General features: G+C 50.0%; 20 protein-coding genes and 1 riboswitch. Of the genes, 7 read left to right on the top strand and 13 right to left on the bottom strand.

Annotation, left to right across the window (positions count from 1 at the left end; translation table 11 throughout):
- Positions 1-105 precede the first annotated feature (105 nt).
- From K4H28_RS04815 to K4H28_RS04760, 12 genes are all read right to left on the bottom strand, one after another.
- Positions 106-1563, bottom strand: a complete 1458-nt coding sequence (locus K4H28_RS04815; protein ID WP_221007255.1) for a cobyric acid synthase — start codon at positions 1561-1563, stop codon at positions 106-108.
- 99 nt (positions 1564-1662) lie between these two features.
- Entirely contained in the window at positions 1663-3231 is a 1569-nt protein-coding gene (locus K4H28_RS04810; RefSeq protein ID WP_221007254.1) for a GGDEF domain-containing protein, read from the bottom strand.
- A 203-nt stretch (positions 3232-3434) separates the two neighbouring features.
- Positions 3435-3746, bottom strand: a complete 312-nt coding sequence (locus tag K4H28_RS04805; protein WP_221007253.1) for a hypothetical protein — start codon at positions 3744-3746, stop codon at positions 3435-3437.
- A 137-nt stretch (positions 3747-3883) separates the two neighbouring features.
- On the bottom strand, positions 3884-4651 hold the full coding sequence (locus K4H28_RS04800) for an ABC transporter ATP-binding protein (RefSeq protein ID WP_221007252.1): 768 nt from the start codon (positions 4649-4651) through the stop codon (positions 3884-3886).
- Positions 4648-5658 (bottom strand): FecCD family ABC transporter permease, encoded by a 1011-nt coding sequence (locus K4H28_RS04795; protein ID WP_255573625.1) that lies wholly within the window; start codon positions 5656-5658, stop codon positions 4648-4650. Before K4H28_RS04795 ends, K4H28_RS04800 begins: the two co-directional genes overlap by 4 nt.
- Entirely contained in the window at positions 5655-6536 is an 882-nt protein-coding gene (locus K4H28_RS04790; protein ID WP_221007251.1) for a cobalamin-binding protein, read from the bottom strand. Before K4H28_RS04790 ends, K4H28_RS04795 begins: the two co-directional genes overlap by 4 nt.
- A 249-nt stretch (positions 6537-6785) precedes the next feature.
- Positions 6786-8210 carry a nucleotide-binding protein gene (locus K4H28_RS04785; protein ID WP_255573624.1) on the bottom strand — a complete coding sequence of 475 codons (1425 nt, stop codon included), beginning with the start codon at positions 8208-8210 and terminating at the stop codon, positions 6786-6788.
- Positions 8207-8803, bottom strand: a complete 597-nt coding sequence (gene cobO, locus K4H28_RS04780) for a cob(I)yrinic acid a,c-diamide adenosyltransferase (protein WP_255573623.1) — start codon at positions 8801-8803, stop codon at positions 8207-8209. Before cobO ends, K4H28_RS04785 begins: the two co-directional genes overlap by 4 nt.
- Positions 8800-9588, bottom strand: coding sequence for an ABC transporter substrate-binding protein (locus K4H28_RS04775; RefSeq protein WP_221007249.1), 789 nt, complete (start codon positions 9586-9588; stop codon positions 8800-8802). Before K4H28_RS04775 ends, cobO begins: the two co-directional genes overlap by 4 nt.
- A 16-nt stretch (positions 9589-9604) precedes the next feature.
- A complete protein-coding gene (gene cobD, locus K4H28_RS04770) occupies positions 9605-10624 on the bottom strand; it encodes a threonine-phosphate decarboxylase CobD (RefSeq protein ID WP_221007248.1) in 1020 nt (339 codons plus the stop codon).
- Entirely contained in the window at positions 10621-11559 is a 939-nt protein-coding gene (cbiB, locus tag K4H28_RS04765) for an adenosylcobinamide-phosphate synthase CbiB (RefSeq protein ID WP_255573622.1), read from the bottom strand. Before cbiB ends, cobD begins: the two co-directional genes overlap by 4 nt.
- 21 nt (positions 11560-11580) lie before the next feature.
- The gene (locus K4H28_RS04760; RefSeq protein ID WP_221007247.1) at positions 11581-13464 is read right to left on the bottom strand and encodes a TonB-dependent receptor domain-containing protein; all 1884 of its coding nucleotides are present in this window, start codon (positions 13462-13464) and stop codon (positions 11581-11583) included.
- Between the two features lie 133 nt (positions 13465-13597).
- Positions 13598-13930: riboswitch (cobalamin riboswitch) on the bottom strand.
- A gap of 188 nt (positions 13931-14118) precedes the next feature.
- On the opposite strand from K4H28_RS04760, the gene K4H28_RS04755 reads away from it, so the two are divergent.
- From K4H28_RS04755 to K4H28_RS04730, 6 genes are all read left to right on the top strand, one after another.
- A complete protein-coding gene (locus K4H28_RS04755) occupies positions 14119-14688 on the top strand; it encodes a GbsR/MarR family transcriptional regulator (protein WP_221007246.1) in 570 nt (189 codons plus the stop codon).
- A gap of 5 nt (positions 14689-14693) precedes the next feature.
- The gene (locus tag K4H28_RS04750) at positions 14694-16028 is read left to right on the top strand and encodes a cytochrome ubiquinol oxidase subunit I (protein WP_221007245.1); all 1335 of its coding nucleotides are present in this window, start codon (positions 14694-14696) and stop codon (positions 16026-16028) included.
- Position 16029: 1 nt separating this feature from the next.
- Positions 16030-17055 carry a cytochrome d ubiquinol oxidase subunit II gene (locus K4H28_RS04745; protein ID WP_255573621.1) on the top strand — a complete coding sequence of 342 codons (1026 nt, stop codon included), beginning with the start codon at positions 16030-16032 and terminating at the stop codon, positions 17053-17055.
- Between the two features lie 174 nt (positions 17056-17229).
- Entirely contained in the window at positions 17230-17709 is a 480-nt protein-coding gene (locus K4H28_RS04740) for a DUF4231 domain-containing protein (protein ID WP_221007244.1), read from the top strand.
- A gap of 1 nt (position 17710) precedes the next feature.
- Entirely contained in the window at positions 17711-18121 is a 411-nt protein-coding gene (locus K4H28_RS04735; RefSeq protein ID WP_221007243.1) for a DUF1353 domain-containing protein, read from the top strand.
- A 221-nt stretch (positions 18122-18342) separates the two neighbouring features.
- Positions 18343-21057, top strand: a complete 2715-nt coding sequence (locus tag K4H28_RS04730) for an HAD-IC family P-type ATPase (RefSeq protein WP_221007242.1) — start codon at positions 18343-18345, stop codon at positions 21055-21057.
- Positions 21058-21115: 58 nt separating this feature from the next.
- On the opposite strand, the gene K4H28_RS04725 is transcribed toward K4H28_RS04730, so the two are convergent.
- Positions 21116-21871 carry a glycine zipper 2TM domain-containing protein gene (locus tag K4H28_RS04725; RefSeq protein WP_221007241.1) on the bottom strand — a complete coding sequence of 252 codons (756 nt, stop codon included), beginning with the start codon at positions 21869-21871 and terminating at the stop codon, positions 21116-21118.
- 255 nt (positions 21872-22126) lie between these two features.
- On the opposite strand from K4H28_RS04725, the gene K4H28_RS04720 reads away from it, so the two are divergent.
- The gene (locus K4H28_RS04720) at positions 22127-22549 is read left to right on the top strand and encodes a hypothetical protein (RefSeq protein WP_221007240.1); all 423 of its coding nucleotides are present in this window, start codon (positions 22127-22129) and stop codon (positions 22547-22549) included.
- Positions 22550-22613 lie beyond the last annotated feature (64 nt).

The following is a 22613-nucleotide window of genomic DNA, read 5'->3' as shown; positions in this document are numbered from 1 at the left end:
TCTCTCAAGCCTGTCTACACATTGATTTCAAAGGAGAAAAACTTTCTCCTTTGAAACGCGCTCATAGCAAATGCTACGCTACCGTGTTTTAAATTAAACAACACATCACAGCCAACCTGCCTCGCCCGCCTTCCGCCAATCCATTGCCGCATCAATCGCATCGCTAAGTCGATCAATTTCACGATTTAAGATGACATCGGCATCGGGTAGATCCACCCCTGCCCCGTGCCAGCCAGCCCATTGCATTAAATGCGCTAAGGCTTCTGGTTGATCGAATAGTCCGTGCAAGTAAGTGCCGATGATTTGTCCGTCGGGTGAGATGACACCATCGCTACGGCCATCGCTCAGTTGAAATAGTGGCGTAAATTCAGAACTGCAAATTTCACTTTGCCCTAAGTGGATTTCATAACCCGCCACAGCCGTGCCATTTGAAATAAATTGCCCAACTACATTGCGGAGTTGTTTTTCTGGCTCTAAACGAGTACTCATGGGTATATAAGCCAAGCCATTGCTTGATAATTGCTGCGACTCAATACATTCACTATCAATAATTGTCTCACCCAGCATTTGATAGCCGCCGCAGACGCCGAGCAATTTGCCACCATAGCGTAAATGCTGTGCGATTTGCGCATCCCAACCCTGCTCGCGCAGCCATACCAAATCGCCTTGGGTATTTTTGCTGCCGGGCAAAATCAATAAATCACACTTGGGCAGCGGTTGATTCGGATTGGCGAATCGGCAATTGACGCCTGTAATGCGCCGCAACGGGTCAAAGTCGGTGTGATTCGAAATATGCGGTAGAGTGGCAATCACAATACTGAAGTCGCCCTCCTTGCCACTGGCCGTCCTCGGTACCGCGTCTTCCGCGGCAATGTCTAAGCCATGCAGATACGGCACAACGGCGAGTACCGGCTTACCCGTTTTCGACTCCAGCCAATCGCAGCCCGGCTGCAGCAGCGCGATATCACCGCGAAAGCGATTAATGATAAAGCCTTTAATTCGCGCTTGCTCCGACTCGCTCAAGCACGCCAGCGTACCGACAAAGTGCGCAAAAACGCCGCCACGATCAATATCGGCCACCAGCCACACCGGGCAATCCGCTTCTTCGGCAAAACCCATATTGGCGATATCGCCCGCCCTTAGATTCACTTCGGCGGGGCTACCCGCCCCTTCGACTAGCACCCAATCATATTGACTCGCCAAACGATGCCATGAATCAAACACCGCGGCTTTGGCGGTCTTTTTGTAGTCGTGATAATCCACTGCATCCAGATTGCCGATTGATTTCCCTTGAATGATCACTTGCGCGCGGCAATCACTCGATGGTTTGAGCAAGACCGGATTCATATCGGTATGCGGCGCGAGTCCGCAGGCAAAGGCCTGCACGGCTTGCGCACGGCCGATCTCACCACCGTCTTGCGTTACCGCTGAATTGAGCGCCATGTTTTGCGGCTTGAATGGCGCAACCGAAATCCCACGCCGTTGCAACAAACGACACAGCGCGGCGGTGAGCGTGGACTTACCCGCATCCGAGGTACAGCCTTGAATCATCAACGTTGGCATATAGCCCTTCCATAAACAATAAAGGGTATTTCAGCCTAGCCTTTTATAATAAATAGCCTGACTAAAATACCCCGATAAAAAACTCAAAACTAGATCAAGTTAAGCACACTCAATTCGATTACGCCCTGCCCGTTTGGCGCGATAGAGTGCTTGGTCGGCGGCCTCAATCAATTGATCGCTGTGTTCAATCGCTGGATATGCCGCCATGCCGCAAGAAAACGACAGCTGGAAATAGCCATCACCAAAGGGGTGACGAATCGCCGCAAAGTCTTGGCGAATTTGCTCCAAAATACTATGCCCGACAGCCAAACTGGCGCCGGGCAAGGCCAGAATAAATTCTTCGCCACCATAACGCCCCAAAATATCGCCTTGCCGCACTCGCTGCTTGAGCAACCATGCCAAGCTGCGAATGATTTGATCGCCAATCGGATGGCCGTAGCTATCATTAACTTGCTTAAAATGATCCAAATCGAGCATGGCCACGCACAGTGGCCGTTGCTGCGCACGGCATTGCTCGAGCATCAAATCTAAATGCGATTTACTCGTTGTATGATTGAGCAAACCCGTCAAACTATCGTGATACATCGAGCGCCGCAAAGTGCGATAACGCTCGATTTTGCTATTCACAATCGCATTCAAAAACACCGGATTGAAGGGCTTGGTTAAAAAGTGATCGCCGCCCAAGCGCAGCGCCTCAACCTGTAAACCCAAATCGGTTTCTCCCGATAAATACACAATCGGTATCGACAAAAATTCTGGATGTTGACGAATAATCCGCGCCGCCTCAACGCCAGTGCAATCGGGCATATACATATCAAGCAGCAACAAATCAGGCTGAAATTCGTGCATGCGCTCGATCACCAAGCGCGGGTCGATGATGGCCTGTGTTTCGATACCTTGATCAGCCAAAGCGCGGCGTATCATCGCGTGCGCGGTCAAGGAATCGTCGACAATCAATACCCGATACGGCTCTTCATTTTGGCAGCTTTGCAACTCCAAAATATGCGCCACCATTGCTGGCAAGCTCATGTCTTGCACAAAACAATGATCACAACCCAATTGCAGCGCTTGGTGCAGCAAATTAAATTCAGAATTCAGCCCCAAGGCGATCATCTGGCTAGCCGGATTGGCGGCGCGCAAGACACTAAGCCGCGCAGGCCAATCATTGGTAAATTTTAAATCAAGCAACAACAAAGCCTGCGATTGCTGCGGTGCAGATGACCAACTCAGTACATCAATTGCCAAGCCAAAATAACCCAACTGTGCAATCAAATCCTGCCATTGCGAGGGCTGATCCGACAGTAAAACAATCGACGCTTTCTTCGCCTCATAGCACGCAGCATCAGCCTGCTGACGACGCTCGGGCTGTGTGGCCAGCACATCACCTTTGATCAATTGTGACAAGTTTTCAATCTGCTCCGCCAAGCGCGCCTGCGCTTCAAACGAAATCGGGTGGCTATCGGGCGTATTAAACAAAGCCAGTGCATCTTGCTCTAAATCATGACTCATCCGCGCCAAACCCAAGCTTGGGCCTGCGCGCAGCAACTCGGCTAAAGTATTGACACCCAAAGCAAATTCGACGAAATGCTCTTCATTGGGAGCTTGGCAATACGCTTGCCAAGACGAAAGCAAAGTCATTAATTTCTTACGAATAGTCAGAGCAGGCATGGATAAATAGCAAAGAGACCCAAAGGAAGGCGACATTCTACGCCATTTACGATCAATCTCGCCTTGATGCAATGGGCATATAGTCACAAAATTATTCATGCCTGCCGCAGATAATGGCAATTGGGGGTGAATGCTGAAAGCAATGCGACTGCCAACACAGCGAAAATCTACATACGAAAGATTTTCGCGACTGATTGAGTTGGCTACGTCTTTAATTTCAAAACGGTATCATTGATATTAATTTCATCTTCAGAAAAGCTGTATGCCACATTTTGACGGGTTCTGATATGGAGATATTTTTTTCGTGGCGGTTTGTTTTTTCTTCGCGAAAGGAATGTGCTGACCAATCCAGCAATCAGTAAAGAAAAAACACTACCTAAGTAGTGATTATCTTGATAGTAATATCTAATCTTCTTTTCTTCGGCTGACTCAGAATCTACCCAATATTTTTTAATATCCAATCCATTAAAACGAATACCGCCGATATCGATCATATTTTCATTCACTTTATCCACCTTTGATCCCGTATTTAATTTTCTTTTTCTAAATTAACCGTGTACTTAGGGAGTTTAGGCGGACAAAACTTAAATAAATATCAATTTTTCTCGAAGGTATCTTCAATTATTTCCTGAATAAATCTACTGTTGATTACTTAAGCAATAGGCACAAACCAGCTTTTCCCATCCTGCTGCATTTCAAATACAGGATGGTGGTATAGCTTGCTGAGCATTTCTGCGTTGAGTACATCAGCCAATACCCCTGCTTGCCATTCTCCATTACCAAATAACAACAAAGCATGAGTCGCAAACTGGGCCGCATGATTGGGGTCATGACTGACCATAACAATGCTGCGGCCTTCTTGCACTTCTTCGCGCAGTACACCCAGAGCTTGTTGCTGATGGCGCAAGTCGAGTTGCGACAGGGGCTCGTCAAGCAACAACAACGGCGCTTGCTGCGTAAGCACGGTGGCAAGCGACACGCGACGGCGCTCACCACCCGATAAACTCGCCAAATCACGCGCACCGAAATCGGCCAAATCCAGCCGCGCCAATTGCTGCTGCGCCAGCACTAAATCAGCATCGCTCTCCCACTCCCAACGGCTTAGATGCGGGTGGCGACCAGTTAATGTTTTTTCGAGTGTGGTCAACGGAAACGGGCATTCGTCTTGCTGTGTTTGCCAAGCCATCGCTAGCGCGCGCTGCGCGGGAACGACCTGTGTGATGGCTTGACCGCCTAGCATAACAGCCCCGCCATAAGGCTTAAACCAGCCGGCCAAGGCGGATAACAACGTACTTTTGCCGCAGCCATTTTCGCCCAAAACAATCCACGCTTCACCCGTGCCGATCGTCAAATTCAGACCCGCAATTAGTATGCGCTCGCCTTGTTTTAGGCTCAAATTTTGGGTTTGTAGCAAACTCATCGCTGCGCCCTTTTACTGAGCAAAAACAAAAATACCGGCACACCGAGCAAAGCCATCACGACACCGACCGGCAATTGCTGTGGCGCGATCAAGGTACGCGCCAGAATATCGGCAATCAACAGCACAATGCCGCCTGCAATGGCCGCTGCGGGCAATAAAAGCCGCAAATCTTGGCCAATTACCAAGCGCAATGCATGCGGTACGATGAGACCAACAAAGCCGATCATGCCAGCGGTAGTCACCGCTAAGGCGCTGGCCAATGCGGCAGCAAAATACAAAATCCACCTTAGATGTATATGATTCAAGCCTAGAGAAAAGGATGCTTCTGAGCTCATACCCATAATATTTAACTCACGCGCCAAAGGCCAAATCAGTAGCAGCAAGACGAGCAGTACCGCAGTGGCCGACTGCCAATGCGCCCCAGCCAAGTCGCCCATCAGCCAAAAAATCATCCCGCGCAGCAAACCATCGGGCGCCATGCTCAGTAGCAAGGACGAGAGCGCACCACAAAATGCAGCCAGCGCCACACCAGTTAATAGCAGTCGGGTTTGCGTCGCCGAGTGATCGCGCCCCGCCAACAAAAACACAATCAGAATACTGAGCAAAGCACCGGTTCCCGCCGCCGCATTCACGCCCAAAGTACCCACCCCCAGTAATAGCGCCAACAACGCACCCACACTCGCCCCGCCAGAAGTACCCAAGATATATGGATCGGCCAAGGGATTCCTGAGCAACACTTGTTGCAATGTGCCCGCCAAGGCGAGCAAGCCGCCAACCGCCAGCGCCGCCAATGTGCGGGGCAAGCGTAATTCCAACACTACATCGCGCGCCAGCGCCGCTTCATCTGCCCCACCCCACAATTGCCACGGCCGATAGGTTGTCGAACCAAAACAGAGGCTGGCCGCGACCGTGAGCAACATGAACAGTCCCAAAATACTCAGCGTCGCGGCGGCTTTTTTGGGCGTCAGGCGGGCAGATGTCCGAGCGGATGTTTGACCAGCAGTCATTGCCGCGCCTTTTCAACCGCTTCACACATCGCGCGCGCGCCATCCACCAATCGCGGCCCCATGCGATTGACGCTGTCTTTGGGCAATACAAAGAAATGATTATTTTTAGTCGCTTTTAGATTTTTCCATTTTTGCCAAGACGCCAGCCAATCGGTTTTTACGCCAGGCTCGCCGCTGGTCATGATGGCATCCGGATTGGCCGCCAAGACCGCCTCAACATCGACTTTAGGCGTTAAATCGGGCAAATGCCCAAACACATTCACCGCACCGCACACCCGCATCGCGTCCGAAATAATCTGCGTGTTGTTGATGGTCATTAGCGGCCTATCCCAGATTTGATAAAACACGCGCACCGGCTTGCGCCCTGCGTAGGTTTTCTCCAAAAGCGCCAATTGATCACGAAATTGCTTCGCCGCCACCGCTGCGCCAGCCTGATTGGCGGTCAATTCACCCAAACGCTCTAAAACGCCTGGCACATCGCTCATTTTTTTGGAGAACGTCAAAAACACGGGAATACCCAGTGATTTGATTTGATCAAGTTGGCGCTGCGGATTACCCGTGGCCCAGCCAATTATTAAATCAGGCTTGAGCGCACGAATTCGCTCCAAATCAAAGCCGTTATAACCACCAATGCGCTCGATTTGATTGGCTTCGGGTGGATAATCACTGTAATTGACCGCCCCCACAATCAATTTACCCGCGCCAATGGCGAATAAATCTTCAGTCACATGCGGGGCAAGGCTGATGATGCGCTTTGCGGGCTGCGCCAGCGTAATTGTCGTGCCGACGTCGTCTTTGACGCTCACGGCCGCGCTTGCTCCTCCTGCACACAAGACAAAAGCAGCAACGGTCAATTTCAATTGCAATATCAAACGCATTTCATTTCCAAATTAGTAAATCTTTGGCAAAAGCCATCGCAACAAGTCGTTTTCAGTTAATCGTAATCAGCGTGTTGTCTTGATGTTTTTGTCCCCTCTCCCTTGACGGGAGAGGGCTAGGGTGAGGGTGAAATATTAAGTCTATCCTTAAATCAGCCATTCCACCCCCATCCCAACCGTCCCCCGTCAATGGGGAAGGAGTTCATCAGCTCCCCTAACAAGCCATATCAAAACCCGAGCCGAATTGAATTAAACCGCACCAAACAAAGCAGCCGTCGCCGCAGGATGGCTCATAAACCAGCCGTGAATATAAGAGGCCTTAATATACCCATGCTTGTATAGTGCTTCACCACTAGAGCCTAAGCGGCATGGCGAGCCATACCCAACTGGCGTCAATGTCGTACTGAGCTTGGAGTAATGGAAAGTATGGCCACGAACGTCTCCTTCCCCTAGATTAAAACTTTGCGCACCCAGCGCGGCCAAGCGCGTTTGCATCGCCGCTTGCGCAGGCAACAAACCCCACATCGGTTTGACAGAACCATCCACTAAAGTCAGGCTCTCGCACAGCGCCAGCATGCCACCGCACTCAGCCCAGATCGGCTTACCCACTGCCACATGCTGCGCCAGTTCCGCGCAAATAGTCGGATGCGCGGCCAGCGAGTCAGCGTGGAGTTCAGGATAGCCACCGGGCAACCACAACGCATCGCACTCGGGCAAAGACTCATGCGCCAGCGGCGAGAAAAATTTCAGTTCCGCACCCAAGGCGGTTAAACACGCTAAATTAGCCGGATAAATAAAGCAAAACGCCGCATCACGCGCAATCGCAATTCGTTTACCCGCCAGCAATGGCTGAATGTCGTTCGAAATCGGCGCGGAAAATTCAACATTTGATTGCAAGTGCGCAATCGGCTGGCTAGCCAGCGCATCAGCCACCGCATCGAGTTTGGCGGCTAAATCAGGAATTTCTTCAGGCAGCGCCAAGCCCAAATGCCGCTCGGGCAGTGGTTCGACTTTACCCACCCACCCCATCCAAACGGAGCGCGATAGAGCTACTGCGCCATTCGCTGGCTGCGTCAAATCCTCGCTCAAACTTCGCTGTACTTCTTGTACTATCTCAGTTTTCGCTGCGGATTTTTCTTGCCCGCAAATGGCTCGCGACGCACTCTCGCGCTCCTTGCTCAGGAATTGTACTGATTCCTGCAGCATCTGCGCATGCCGCTCGCCCGCCACTTTATTAGCGAGCACGCCATAAAATGGCAAATCTGCACGGTAATGTGCCAAGCCAAACGCCAACGCGCCAAAGGTCTGCGCCATTGCACCGGCATCAATCACCGCCAACACGGGTAAGCCAAATTTCACCGCCAAGTCTGCCGTACTCGGCTCGCCGTCAAATAAACCCATCACCGATTCGATCAAAATCACATCAAAATCGCGCGCAGCCTCGGCGAGCATTTGGCGGCATAAACCTTCGCCAACCAACCATAAATCCAAATTATCCACCCGCGCGCCGCTGGCAAAACCCAGCATCAAGGGATCAAGAAAATCGGGGCCACATTTAAAGACTTTGACGCGTTTTCCTTGGCGACGATACAACCAAGCGAGGCCCGCAGTGATGGTGGTTTTGCCTGAGCCTGAAGAAGGCGCGGCAACGAGTAATACCTGTGCGCAGCTCACCACTCCAAACCCTTTTGAGCTCTGATACCCGACTTGTAGGCGTGTTTTTCATCACCCAACACCGTCACCGTATCCGCAATTTCATGCAACTCGGCAATCGCGGCGCGGCCGGTGACGACGACGTGTTGCATCTCGGGGCGTGATTCCAAATCGTGCAAAACTGTTTCTTTATCGAGGTATTTGTATGACAAGCAATACGTAAGCTCGTCGAGCACCACCACGTCGTAACTTGGATCATTTAGCATCAGTGCCGCCATCGCCCATGCGTTTTCTGAGCGGGCTTTGTCCGCTTCAAAGTTTTGCGTTTCCCAAGTAAAACCATCTCCCATTACATGCCATTCGCAATGCTTGCCCAAAAATGCTTCTTCGCCGGTGTCGGTACGGTTTTTGATAAATTGCACCACGCCGACTTTCAAACCATGACCAATAGCGCGCGCGACCATACCAAAGGCTGATGATGATTTACCTTTACCGTTGCCTGTCAGCAAAATCATGATGCCAGTGTCGATATTCGCTTCAGCAATGTGGGCGTCGATAATGGCTTTTTTACGCGCCATGCGCGCGGCGTGACGGGCGTTTTTTTCTGCGTTCATAATGATTGAAAACTCCGAATATAAGATTGAATCAGCGGCAGGCCGCGCGTGATGGCGGTAATGCCGGGCACCAGCAAATCTTCGCTGGCGATTTCATGGACTTGATTGTGCTGTACGGCAGGGATAGTTTGCCAATCGGCACGCGCTTTGACGACTTCAGTTTCAAATTTCTGCCCGCACCAGCTACCCAAAATCAAATCCGGCGCGGCGGCAATGACTTGTTCGGGTAAGACAGTTCGATTTTTGGCGCTCACCTGCTGGGCGATCGTTGCAAACACATCGTCGCCACCAGCAATATTGATCAGCTCAGACACCCAATGAATGCCGGTGTAGAGCGGTGTATGCCACTCTTCAAAATAAACTTTGGGGCGTATCGCAAACCGGGTGGCCTCCAACTTGGCTGCATCGATTTCCGCTTGCAATTGAGCGATCAAAGCGTTGGCACGCTCAGTGCATTTCAGCAGCAAACCCAAGGTTTCAATCATCTTAAAAATGCCTGCGATGCTGCGCTGATTGAAAAAATGCACTTCATAACCCGCCAAAATGCATTCCTTGACGATTTCACCCTGCAAGCTGGAATAAGCCAAAATCAAATCAGGCTCAACCGCAAAAATCTTGTCGGCTTTGGCGGTAGAAAAGCCTGAAATAATCGGGTGTTTTTTGGTGACGCCCGCAGGGTGGCGCGCAAACGCGGTAATCCCCACGATGCGATGTTCTTGCCCCAATGCATAGAGCACTTCAACCGTTTCACTACTTAAGCAAGCAATTCGCTGCGGCCCTTTCATCACCAACCCTCGTAAATTATGCTTTTGGATTCACTTGCTGCGCAGCACTGCGCAATCGACGCTCAAACTCATCGCGCTGCGACACCGCCACCGCGCCAAAACGAATCGCATCGATGCCGATATCTTGGGTATTAAATGGGCGACTATAAATACGATTGCTTGCCAATGCATACCCCCATTGATCGATCTGTTCAGTCGGGCAAAACTGCATCAGGGGATGAATGCCCGTAGGCGGCAAACCAACGTCGGTTAGCAAAGCGGTCAACCACAATGCATCTTTCGCCAAGCGTTTACGCTGCTCGTTTTGCCAAGCTATATCAGCCAGTGCCAACTCCCCTGCCCACAGCGCAGGGCCACTCACTGCCCACGGGCCGATGATTTTTGCCAGTTGCTCACGCACAGCCAGTTCTGCAAATACAAAGCCCAAACGCACACCGGCTAAGCCAAAAAATTTACCCACTGAGCGCAGAACAATCAAACCCGCAACGCCCACCTCAGCGCACAGACTTTGGCTAGGCTCAACATCGATAAACGCTTCATCAACAATCAACCAGCCTCCGCGTTGCGCCAACGATTGGTGCAGCACCAGCAATTGTTCCCGCGACCACAGTAAACCCGTTGGATTATTGGGATTGACCAGAATCAGCACATCGAGCTGCGTTGCTGCTGACTCAACTTCGCTCACATCCAGCACCACCACGGTGTGCCCTGCCAACTGCCAACGCCAAGCATGCTCAGCATACGCAGCGCGCAATACGCCGACTTTGCAGCGCGGACGCAATAGCGGCAATGCCGCAATCGCCGCTTGCGAACCAGCGACTGTTAGAAATTGATCGCTGCCGTAGTAATTCGCGGCAATGCTTAAAAACTCAGGACTAGGATGTGGTAAACGCTGCGCGACTTCCACCGGCATGGCCGGTAACGGAAATGAATACGGCGCGATGCCGGTTGAGCAATCGATCCAATCGGCGAGCGTACCGCCAAAATTGCGCATCAAATTTTGCAGATTACCACCGTGACGCGGTGCTTGATTCATAGCCATTCCTGAAATAACAACATCAATACCGGCAAGGCTACGCAAGAAAGTAGCCACAGAGCCAGTGTTTTTTGCACTAAGCGAAGGCTGCGCTCAATATCGATCGCTTGCGGTGCGGGGCCAAAACCAAGTGGCGTGCGCACCTCGACTTGGCCGTGATAAATCGCATTGCCGCCCAAAGTCAGACTCAGCGCACCAGCACCAGCGGCCATCACCGGGCCTGCGTTCGGGCTGTCCCACAGCGGCGCTTGCGTGTGCCAAGCTCGCACCGCTTGCCGTGTGTTACCGAGGAAGGCATAAGAAATCGCTACCAATCGGGCGGGAATGTAATTGAGTACATCATCCAGCCTCGCCGCGAAACGACCAAATTCATTAAAGCGTGGCGTACGGTAACCCCACATTGCGTCCAGCGTATTGCTCAATCGATGCAGCAGCGCACCCGCGCCGCCGAATAGTGCAAACCAAAACAGCGTGGCAAAAATCGCATCGGCGCCGTTTTCTAAATTCGATTCGATTGCACCTTTGGCAACCTCGGTTTCAGTCAATTGCGCGCAATCTCGGCTCACAATCATGCTCAAGGCCACTCGAGCCGCTGATAAATCACCGTGCATCAAAGGCTGCGCAATCGCTCGCACATGCGCAAACAGACTTTTTGCGCCGAGTGCAAACCACAGCGCCAAACCATCTAAAACCCATGCCCAACTCTGAGCATACGTTCGCAACACCATAAAAGCAAAAATAGGTATTACCACCAAGACCATTACAGAAATAGCCCCCATCGCAATACCTATCCTTCCTTTATTCATTGCACGTTCAATGGCATTTGCGAGTCGGCCAAAGCCCACCAGCAAATGCCAACGCCGTGGCTCGCCGAACAGCCACTCGATGGCCAGCCCGAATAACAAGGCGGCCAGAAAAGTAAGTGGATTAAGCAAGAACACGGCGTTTATAACCAATTACTTCGGTGACCAGCGCACGCTGAGCAAACCATTCACGCCCAAATTGCCGTAGTCTTTACTGGTTTCATATTCTTTATCAAACACATTATTAATCCGCGCATTTAGCGACCAGTCTTTAGCAAACTGCCAACTTGCCGCGATATTGGTCAAACCATAACCTGCCAATGATTGCTTATTGGCAGCATCGTTATAGCGCTGACCTTGTGCCTGAACTTCAACGCGAGCAGTCCAAACTTTGCTTTGCAAACCGGCATACACTAAACCTGAATTTTTCGCGCGACGTGCTAATTGCTTGCCTTTCGTTTGGCTGCCCGCAGTTGCATCTTCGGCATTCAAATAATCGTAGCTAAAGCCCGCGATATACATTTCAGATTGCCAATCGCTCGTGAGCGTAACGCCTTTGAGCTGAGCTTCACCAATATTGCTCGGCAGCCACACGCCAGTTGAGGTTGGCGCCCAAGCGATGAGGTTATTCACTTTGTTGTAATAAGCGGTCACCGAGGCATTCAAATTGTTGGTCGCAAAACGAATAAAGGCTTCTTTACTATTTGAATCTTCAGGCTTCAAGTTTGGATTGCCTTGCTTTGGCCAATACAAATCATTAAACGATGGCGCTTTAAATGCCGTGCCCATCGTCGAGCCAATCACCCAGTCATCATTGATTTGGTAAGACAAGCCAACCGTACCTGTGTTTTGGCGACCATACTGAGAATTGTCATCGCTGCGGCCATTTAATTGCACCGTAAAATCAGCGTAATGCGCCAAATAACCCGCCAAGGCGCTATTGACGCGGCGATGATCGACTGCAAATTGCGTATCGCCGCTGACTTCTTGCTCTAGCGTTTCCAAGCCCAATTGCACATTGCCGCCCAACATCTTGACGTCGTTCATCCAAGAAAGTTGGTTTTGTTGGGTTTTAATTTTGGCCGTTACATCGGCATAGTTTTTCTCTGAAACAGGTGTGTAGCTCTTGCTATCGTCCACACTAGCGCCCGCTTGCAATTTGCTTTGCCAGTTCGGTGTAAATTGGGTTTTGAGCCAAACATTACCGCTACCGTTAAAGCTTTCATCACGGTAGTCATAGCTTTGCGCGACATTTTTGTATGACTTGGTCAAAAAACTGCCATCGTAATGATTTTCACCCCAAGCGCCCAAAGCGCTTAAGCCGACTTGATGATCTTGATTGATTTTATGCTGCGCTGAGAACGATAAACTGCTGTTGGTATAACCATCATCATCTGCGTAAAAACTAGTATGTTTTGGATTAACAATCGCATTGGTGCCATCGGTTTGAAAATGCGCCACCGTCATCGAATAAGTCGTACTGTCATTACCGCCACCCACTGATGCTTTAGCGTCGATGGTATTGTAATTGCCGTAACCGACTTCTACGCTCGGCTTAAACCCAGCCGAACCTTGGCGGGTGAAAATCTGAATCACACCACCAATTGCACCACCGCCATATAGACTGGCTGCTGGGCCGCGCAAAATCTCAATTCTTTCAATTTGATTCACTGGAATATTTTGCAGTGAAGCGCTACCCAAAGTCGCCGAACCATACACAATGCCGTCAATCAGCACTAAGGTTTGACCATTGTTGGTACCGCGCATAAATACCGAAGTCGCTTTGCCTGGACCACCCGAGCTGCTCATTTGAATCCCTGGCTGACGAGCCAAGACTTCTGGCAAACTCGACACACCTTGCGCAGCAATCGCTTCACGATCGAGCACCGTCACATCGCCAATCACTTCACGGGCGGGTTGCGCAATGCGCGTCGCCGTAACGACAACATCTTCCAGTTGCGTGACTTCAGCCAATACAGGCATTGTTGAGAGTGCAGATAAAACAAGTAGGTATGATTTGGTAAAACTGATATTCATTAGGTTCCCCAGCAATACGCCCGTTGCGTATTGCGATTAAAGCTGGAAACCGCGCAGAACAAATCGACATCGTAAAAAACGATACAGAGTATTCCGCCACGGCCTCCCTGCCATGCGTAAAAATTCAACTCGACGCGCGAGTTGACACAAGGCCGGTCTCCGGACTGATCAGACTTGATTGATCGCCTTCCCATCTCAAATGGACAGTGGCTAAAAATAAGAATTAAAAATAGCGAGCGCCCGATAGAGCGGAGAGCCCGGAGCACAGAAGCCGGAATGTACGCAGGTACATGAGGACTCCGAGCACCGCGCGAACCGCTATAGCGGGATGCACAGCATTTTTAAACTTATTTTTTGTGATCAACCCACACTGAAAAACCGTTGCAGGGGCAGTACAGGATTTGAACCTGTTTCCCGTTTAAATTCGCCGCTCACACGGCAAATCACCTTGAATGGCGCGCATTGTAGCCGAAAGTGTTTTTACTTACCTGTCTTGAATATGACTAGCGCATCAAAGCCACGTAATTAGGCATTCTTTATCGATCACATAGAAAAATACAATCACCGCAAACATTCATCCACAATTGCAGCCAACGCCCAGTAAGAATATGATCCATATCAAATTTCACAAATTACTGAAAATTCAAAACATACATGAACCTCACTCCACTCGTTCAATCTTTCGTGCTGCACTTTGGCGAAATGGGCAGCCATTGGGGCATTAATCGCACAGTCGGCCAGATGTACGCCCTGCTTTATGTGAGCGAAAAACCGCTGAACGCCGATGAAATGGCCGAGGCGCTGGGTTTTTCGCGCTCGAATGTCAGCATGGGGCTCAAAGAGCTGACCTCATGGCGTTTGGTGAAGCTGCAACATTTGCCCGGCGATCGCCGCGAATACTATTCAACGCCGGAAGACGTGTGGGCGATTTTTCAAACGCTGGCTGAAGAGCGCAAAAAACGTGAAGTCGACCCAACGCTGACAATGCTGCGCGGTGCGCTGCTTGAAAAGCCGAGTAACGATGCCGACCAGCACGCACAAGCGCGCATGGCAGAAATGCACGATTTGATTGACCTAACTACCAGTTGGTTCACCGATATGCAGCGCTTGGATGTGGACACCTTAAAAACACTGATGAAGCTGGGCTCGCAAGTGCAAAAATTTCTAGAATTCAAACAAAAATTGCCAACCTTTATGGGTGGCAGTGAAATCACGAAGGAATAATCATCATGTCGCCCGATGTTGCCTCTTCCCTGCTCGATCCCATTGTTTTGGCGCGTATCCAATTTGCCGCCAATATTACCTTCCACATTTTATTTCCAACCATCAGCATCGCTATGGGTTGGATTTTGCTGTTTTTCAAACTGCGCTTTAACGCTACTGGCGATCAAAAATGGCAAGAAGCGTATGGCTTTTGGGTGAAGATTTTTGCGCTGACGTTTGCGCTCGGCGTAGTCAGCGGCATTACGATGAGTTTCCAGTTTGGTACCAACTGGCCTGGTTACATGCAAACCGTCGGCAATATCGCTGGCCCCTTGCTCGCTTATGAAGTGTTAACCGCGTTTTTCTTAGAAGCGACTTTTCTGGGCATCATGCTGTTTGGGCAAAAAAAGGTCAGCAACCGCGTCCATACTTTCGCCACCCTGCTGGTCGCGGGCGGAACGACCTTGTCAGCGTTCTGGATTATCGTATTGAATTCTTGGATGCAAACGCCAACCGGTTTTGAAATGATTAACGGCCAAGCGCATGTAACCAGCTGGCTGGAGGTGATTTTCAATCCATCGATGCCCTATCGCTTAACGCACATGTTATTGGCCTCGGGTTTAACGGCTGCATTTTTAGTCGCAGGCATTTCGGCTTACCGCTGGTTCATCGGCCAACGCACCAATGCCGTATTGGCTGCGATGAAAACTGGCGTGGCTTTGGCGGCGATACTGATTCCGCTACAAATTTTGGTCGGCGATATGCATGGACTTAATACGTTTAAACATCAACCGGCTAAAATCGCCGCGATTGAAGGCATTTGGGAAACCGAGCGTGGCGCACCACTCTTGTTATTTGCGCTACCGAATGCTGAAACACGCAGCAATGACTTTGCGATTGGCATTCCTAAAGTAACTAGCTTGATTTTGACACACGAACTAAATGGCGAAATTCGCGGCTTGAATGAATTTGCCGAGCATCCGCCCGTTGCCAAGGTTTTTTGGAGTTTCCGCGTGATGGTTGGCGTTGGCATGTTGATGCTATTGACGAGCTGGCTCGCCGCGTGGCAATTGCGCCGCACCAATACTTTGTCGCCTTTGGTGAATAAAGTATTGATTGGCATGACGTTTAGCGGCTGGGTGGCGACTGTTGCAGGCTGGTATGTGACCGAAATCGGGCGGCAACCGTGGTTGGTGCAAGGCGTCTTGCTGACCAAAGATGCTGCTTCGCATGTCGGTAGCGGTATGATTTTGAGTACTTTGCTGATGTATTTGGCTTTGTATGTGTTCTTGCTGATTTCTTATGTATCTGTCGTGTTTTATCTAGCCAAAAAAGCAGGCCAGCCTGCTGGGGAGCACTAATATGTTAGCCAATATTGATCTGGCCTACTGGCTACCTGTTATTTTTGCTGGGCTGATGGTGGTATCGATGTTCGCCTACGTCATACTTGATGGGTATGACCTCGGCGTAGGCATATTGCTTGAGCTAGAGAAAGATACCTCAGAAAAAGACAAAATGATCGCCTCGATTGGGCCATTTTGGGATGCCAATGAAACGTGGTTGGTGTTGGGGGTTGGCTTACTGCTGGTTGCGTTCCCATTGGCGCACGGCATCATTTTGGGAGAGTTGTATTTGCCCGTTGCGTTGATGTTGCTCGGTCTCATTTTACGCGGCGTTGCTTTTGATTTTCGCGTTAAAGCCAAAGCGCATCACCAAGCGATGTGGAATACGCTGTTTTTCGTCGGCTCATTGCTCGCCGCCGTATCACAAGGCGTGATGCTCGGTCGCTACATCACCGGCTTTGCCGAGGGTTGGGGCGCGTGGGGGTTTGCAATGTTAGTGGGTTTGAGCCTTGCCGCCGCCTATGCGCTACTCGGTGCGGGTTGGTTGATGATTAAATCAACCGGCTCACTGCAAATGCGCGCCGTGCGCTGGGCACAATTTAGTCTGGGCTTTGCCGCGCTGGCGACCGTGTTGGTTTCGGTCGCCACGCCGTGGATTAGCCCACGTGTATTTGCGCTGTGGTTTTCGGTGCCGAATGTATTTTTACTCGCGCCAGTGCCGATTTTTACTGCAGTTTTATTTGCCGTCATCGCCTACAGCCTACCGCGCATTGCAGCCCGCCAAGCACAAGGCAACGACCGGTGGTGCTGGCTACCGTTCGCCGCCACCGTTGGCATCGTATTACTGGCGTTTTTTGGCTTGGTATTCAGTATTTTTCCGCATCTGGTCATCGACCAACTGACGATCTGGCAGGCCGCCAGCAGTACTGAAGCGTTATCGATTATCTTGGCTGGCGCGGCGATTGTGCTACCGACGATTTTTGGCTACACGATTTACTCTTATCGTGTGTTCTGGGGCAAGGCGGGTGAATTGAGCTATCAATAGGCCTAATCTTTATTTCATTTTTAAAAGGCGACATCAAGTCGCCTTTTTTTGCTCTGTTTTTTAGAACAGAAAACAATAGACTGACACGTTGCATTGATGCGACGTGAGCAATGCGTAAACATTCAGATTGATTCAACGGCTGATATGATGGCTTTTTATTGAATTTACCGCGCCATGGATCACGAAATCACTCAAACGGTACTCAAACAACACCCCAATCTCAAAGTGCGTTTTTTACTCAGTAAAATTCTGAAGTATCAACAATACAGCCAAACCAAAAGCAAAAATCTCAAACGCACAACGTATTGCCTCAAATTCTCAATGCTAGCGTTGGCGACGGGCACGACCATCGTGTTGGGCTTGGATGTCGCCGGATTGCAGCCGCATGCCAAAAACATCGCCCTCGTTTTAGGCGCGATCATGACGTTTTTGGGTGGAATTTCTAGTTTTTTGAATATCGAAGAATATTGGATGCGTAATAACGCGACCAATTTACGTTTGAAATCGATTCGGGATCGACTGATTTATCTCACTGGCGATCTGCAAGAGATTGAAGACACCACGCTACAAACCATCATCAACGACTATCAAGCCATCACCGAAAGCAATATTCATTATTGGTACGATGCCATTAGCGAACGGCAAGGTGCCTAAAATGCAGCTGCACTACAAAAAACGTCGCGATTACAAATACACACTTGCCAAACAGTATATCTTTGAAACCGAATGGGATAATGCGCCAGAAATCAATACCCGATTTATCCAGCTCAACAAACAAGGTCAGCTTATCCTTCATGCCGCCTACTCATGGGATGGTGCGAGCGGCCCGATGCCTGATTTCAGCAGTATTATCCGCGCATCACTGATTCACGATGCGCTCTATCAATTGATGCGAGAACAACACCTGCCATTAAGCTACCGATTGGCGGCAGACCGCCTTTTGTACACACTTTGCTTGGCCGATGGGATGAATCCACTTTTAGCGCGCTGGGTCTATTTCTGTGTGCGCTGCTTTGGGCATAACCATGCCCAAAACGATTTAATCATTCTTAATCCGCGCCATTAAATTCAACATCAAAGAAAACCAATTCGACCATCGCGCAGCAAGTGAACGACTAAAGCTCTCACAATTAAACGCACAACAAATCCACTTTACTAAATTGCGCTGCTTACTAGAAAATTAATCCTCAATTGACCATCATGCGGCATACTGCTAGTACCTTTGTTGATTCAGCGAAGAGTCAACTTTAAGATCAACTTCATCATCTCGCCCGTAAAGGAATTGAAATGGATCAAACCCCTCCCTCACAAAAGGATGCCGTTGCTTGGCATGCACTGTCCGCCGACGAGGCGCTCAAGCAACTCAAAAGCGATAGCGCGCAAGGCCTCAACGCAAATGAAGCGGCGAATCGGCTCAAAACTCACGGCCTGAATTTATTGCCCACAGGTAAAAAGCAAAGTGCCTTTATGCGCTTTTTGCTGCAATTTAATAATGTACTGGTCTATGTACTGATCGGCGCGGCGATCCTCAAATTGTTCTTGGGTTTATGGCTGGATGCATCGATCATTTTGGCGGTGGTGTTCCTCAATTCGCTACTGGGCTTTTTGCAAGAAGGCAAAGCAGCGCAAGCGCTCGAATCGATTAGTAAAATGCTCTCGGCCGATGCGCGGACTTTACGCGATGGCGATGCGCGGATGATTCCAGCTGAAACGCTGGTGCCAGGCGATATTGTCTTGCTTGAATCAGGCGACAAAGTCCCTGCCGATTTGCGCTTAATTGATGTCAAAAATCTGCGTACCGAAGAAGCCGCATTGACTGGCGAATCGGTACCTGCCGATAAGACTTCCGACGCCGTTGCCGCCAACGCGACCGTCGGCGACCGTGAAAGCATGGTGTTTTCTGGCACGATGGTCGTTTCAGGCCGCGCCACAGGCGTGGTTGTTGCAACAGGCAGCAATACCGAGCTAGGCCGTATTAACCAGCTACTGGCCAGCGTCAATACGCTGGAAACACCGCTGATTCGCCAAATTGAGAAATTCGGCTACAAAATCACCGCAACGATTGCGGTCATTGCCGTTTTTGTCTTTATCTTTGCGTTTTGGATCCGCGAAATGGCCTTGGTGGATGTATTCCAAGCCGTGATTGGCATTGCCGTATCGGTAATTCCTGAAGGTTTGCCTGCCATTATCACCATTACGCTCGCCATCGGCGTACAGCGCATGGCGCAGCGCAATGCGATTATCCGCCGCTTGCCCGCAGTTGAAACTTTGGGCTCGGTATCTCGGATTTGCTCAGATAAAACCGGTACGCTGACCCTGATGGAAATGATGGTTGTTTCTGCCGTCACCGCTGAAGCCAAATACAAAGTAACCGGCAATGGCTACGCGCCAGAGGGCCAAATCAGCAAAGATGGCGCAGCACTGACCCAAGATACCGTACTCGATATCGTTGGCCGCGTTTCTATGCTGTGTAACGACGCAGAAATTCATCAAGTAGAAGGCGCATGGAAAGTAGAAGGCGACCCAACCGAAGGTGCGCTGTATCCATTTGCCAATAAAATCGGCCTGACTCGCGCGACTGAGCAAGCCAACTACAAACGCGTTGATTCGATTCCATTTGAATCTGAGCATCGCTTTATGGCGACACTCAATGAAGATGCCAACGGCCAGCAAATGCTGTTGGTCAAAGGCGCACCCGAAGTCATCCTCGCGCATTGCAGTCATCAACAACTGCAAAGTGGCGAGATTGTACCGCTTGATTTGGCTTACTTCAGTGCCGCATCGGATGAACTCGCGGGTCAAGGCGAACGCGTCTTGGGCTTGGCTTGGATTCAGCAACCTCAAGGGCTGAATGTGGGTAGCCTGAGTGCTGCCGACCTGCCGAAAAACTTGGTCTTGCTCAGCTTAATTGGTTTGCTCGATCCGCCACGCAAAGAAGCGATTGAAGCGATTAAAGAATGCCACGCAGGCGGTATTCGCGTCACGATGATTACCGGTGACCATAAAATCACCGCCGCGGCGATTGCCAAAATGCTCGGTATTGGCGATGGCAAAACGGCGATGGAAGGCATCGAAGTTGAAAAACTCAGCGCGGAAGAACTGCGTGAGCGCGTCAAAACCGTCGACGTGTTTGCCCGCTCTAGCCCAGAGCACAAGCTGCGCTTGGTTGAAGCGATTCAAGCCAATGGCCAAATCGTCGCAATGACCGGCGATGGCGTGAACGATGCGCCAGCGCTGAAAAAAGCCGACATCGGTGTTGCGATGGGGATTAAAGGCACCGAAGTCACCAAAGAAGCCGCCGAAATGGTACTGGCGGACGACAACTTTGCCTCGATCAGCGCCGCAGTCAAAGAAGGCCGCACGGTCTACAACAACATCGAAAAAGCGATTTTGTTCTTGCTGCCGACCAACTTTGCGCAAGGCGCCGTCATTATGGCCGCCATTTTCTTGGGCTTTACGATGCCAATCACCACGCCACAAATTTTGTGGGTGAATATGATTACGTCGGTGGCCCTCGGTTTGGTGTGTGCATTTGAGCCGCATGAAAAAGGTGTGATGCTGCAACAACCTCGCGCGGTAGATCGCCCACTCTTGAATGCGTTTGGCTTGTGGCGCGTTATTTTCATTGGTTCTTCACTTGTGGCCTACACGCTATGGGCGTTCTTCTGGATGAAAGGCCAAGGCGCATCGGATCCACTGGCGCGCACAGTAGCGGTGAATGCCATCACGATTGGTCAGTGCTTCTATCTGCTTAATAGCCGCTATCTGATCGACAGCTCGATTTCAATCAAAGCGCATTTAGAAAACAAATACCTGCCAATGGGCATTGGCGCGGTGCTGGTCTTGCAATTGCTGTTTACGTATTTCGCACCACTACAAGCGATCTTTGATACTGAAGCGATGCCGCTGTATGCATGGCCGATGTTATTTGCGGGTGGTTTAGTGTTCTTCTTCTTTGTTGAAGCCGAAAAATTCCTCATGCGGCTCAAACGCAAATCTTAAATTGTCAGCCATTAAAAATGCCACCGAAATTCGGTGGCATTTTTTTATCATGCAAAGACTAACGCTTGGTCAATTGTTTATTTTCAAAACGCACCTTATCACCCTGCTTAAATCCGTGATTGCTATCTTCAAATGTAACGCCCTGTGTCGTGCCATCATCTAATTTCACTGTCACTTCATAATATTTTTTCTCGTTCATTTTTCCTTCTACTTTATTGCCAGCATAAGCACCACCTAGCCCACCGGCCACCATTGCCACCGTACGACCCGTGCCTTTACCGACCAAACTTCCCAAACCAACACCGACTGCAGCTCCACCAATTTTCCCCATCCACGTGCCCTCGCCCGGTTTATCCACCACATTCACATGACTTACCACTCCGCACGTAGCACAGGCTTTTTTATCATCACTCGCCGGTGCGTTCATCGCCGTTTTCAGTGCGGCTTTTTTGTGATTGGTGGCCTTGGTTTTGCAAGCGGACTGATTGGCAGCATCGAGCTCTTTGCACATTGCGAGCATCGCTTGATAGTCTGATTCGATTTGTTTTTTCTGGCTGCTCAAATCACCGGTATAAGAAGGCTGGCTATCATTGCCTTGGTACTTGCCCCACAGGTTTTGATATTCTTTTTTCTTTTGCGCCGCCGCGTCTTTTTTGCAGGCGGGCTGTTCGCTCTTGTCAAACTCCAAACATACTTTTAAATCGCTTTTGTAACTGGATTCAATGTGTGCGCTATCGGCTTTCAAACTACTCGCCTGCGCCGCAGTGACAATTAAAAAGCCAGTCATAACGAAGGTCAATTTTGAATAAAACATCGATTTCTCCTTAGTTTGCGTCGATATCGTGGCTTTAGCATAGTCAGCAATTGATGAAGTGCGAGCCCCATCTGGCGATCGGCATTGAGCTGCGGTGGGTTTAAGTGAGGACAGTCTACTGAGAAAACATCATGCTATCTCTGCTAGCGTTACACCGTGCGATAGCAGACAGAACAATGCAGTGGCATTTAATACAATGGCTAAGCGCATTTGATTTTTTAAATGCGTTTTCTGCTGCCCACCAAGGAGTTCAACATGAATATAAAAATCATCCCCGTTCAAATTGCGCTATTGATATGCATATCTAGCTTTTCATTCGCCGCTAATACGAATGCCATTGAACATAAAACGGCACCATCGGGTGTGGTCTATGTCGAAGGTGGGATTAGTGATGAGCAGAGCCAGCAATTTGAGACGCTCAAAAATCAATTCAACACCCGATTCACTTTTGCAGAGCACGGCTCTGGCGCCTATCTTGCTGGGATTAAAGTCGTTATTGAAAACTCGGCAAATCAAACCGTACTCAACACCCTTGTTCCCGGTCCGTTTTTATATGCCAAGCTGCCTGTTGCGCATTACATCGCCAATGTTACCGACGAAAATCAGACACAGCGGTTTAAATTCAAAATTTCAGCGGGACAAAAAATAGTTCATGTTTTTTACTTTAAACAACCCTAAGTTTGAACTCGGCGCACAGTTACCAAAGTGAACAAACGCCGAGCAAACTAGCATGTATTAATAC

The sequence above is a fragment of the Deefgea tanakiae genome (genome assembly GCF_019665765.1).
In the GTDB taxonomy this organism is placed as follows: Bacteria; Pseudomonadota; Gammaproteobacteria; order Burkholderiales; family Chitinibacteraceae; genus Deefgea; species Deefgea tanakiae.
This window is presented reverse-complemented; position numbering and strand designations above follow the sequence as displayed.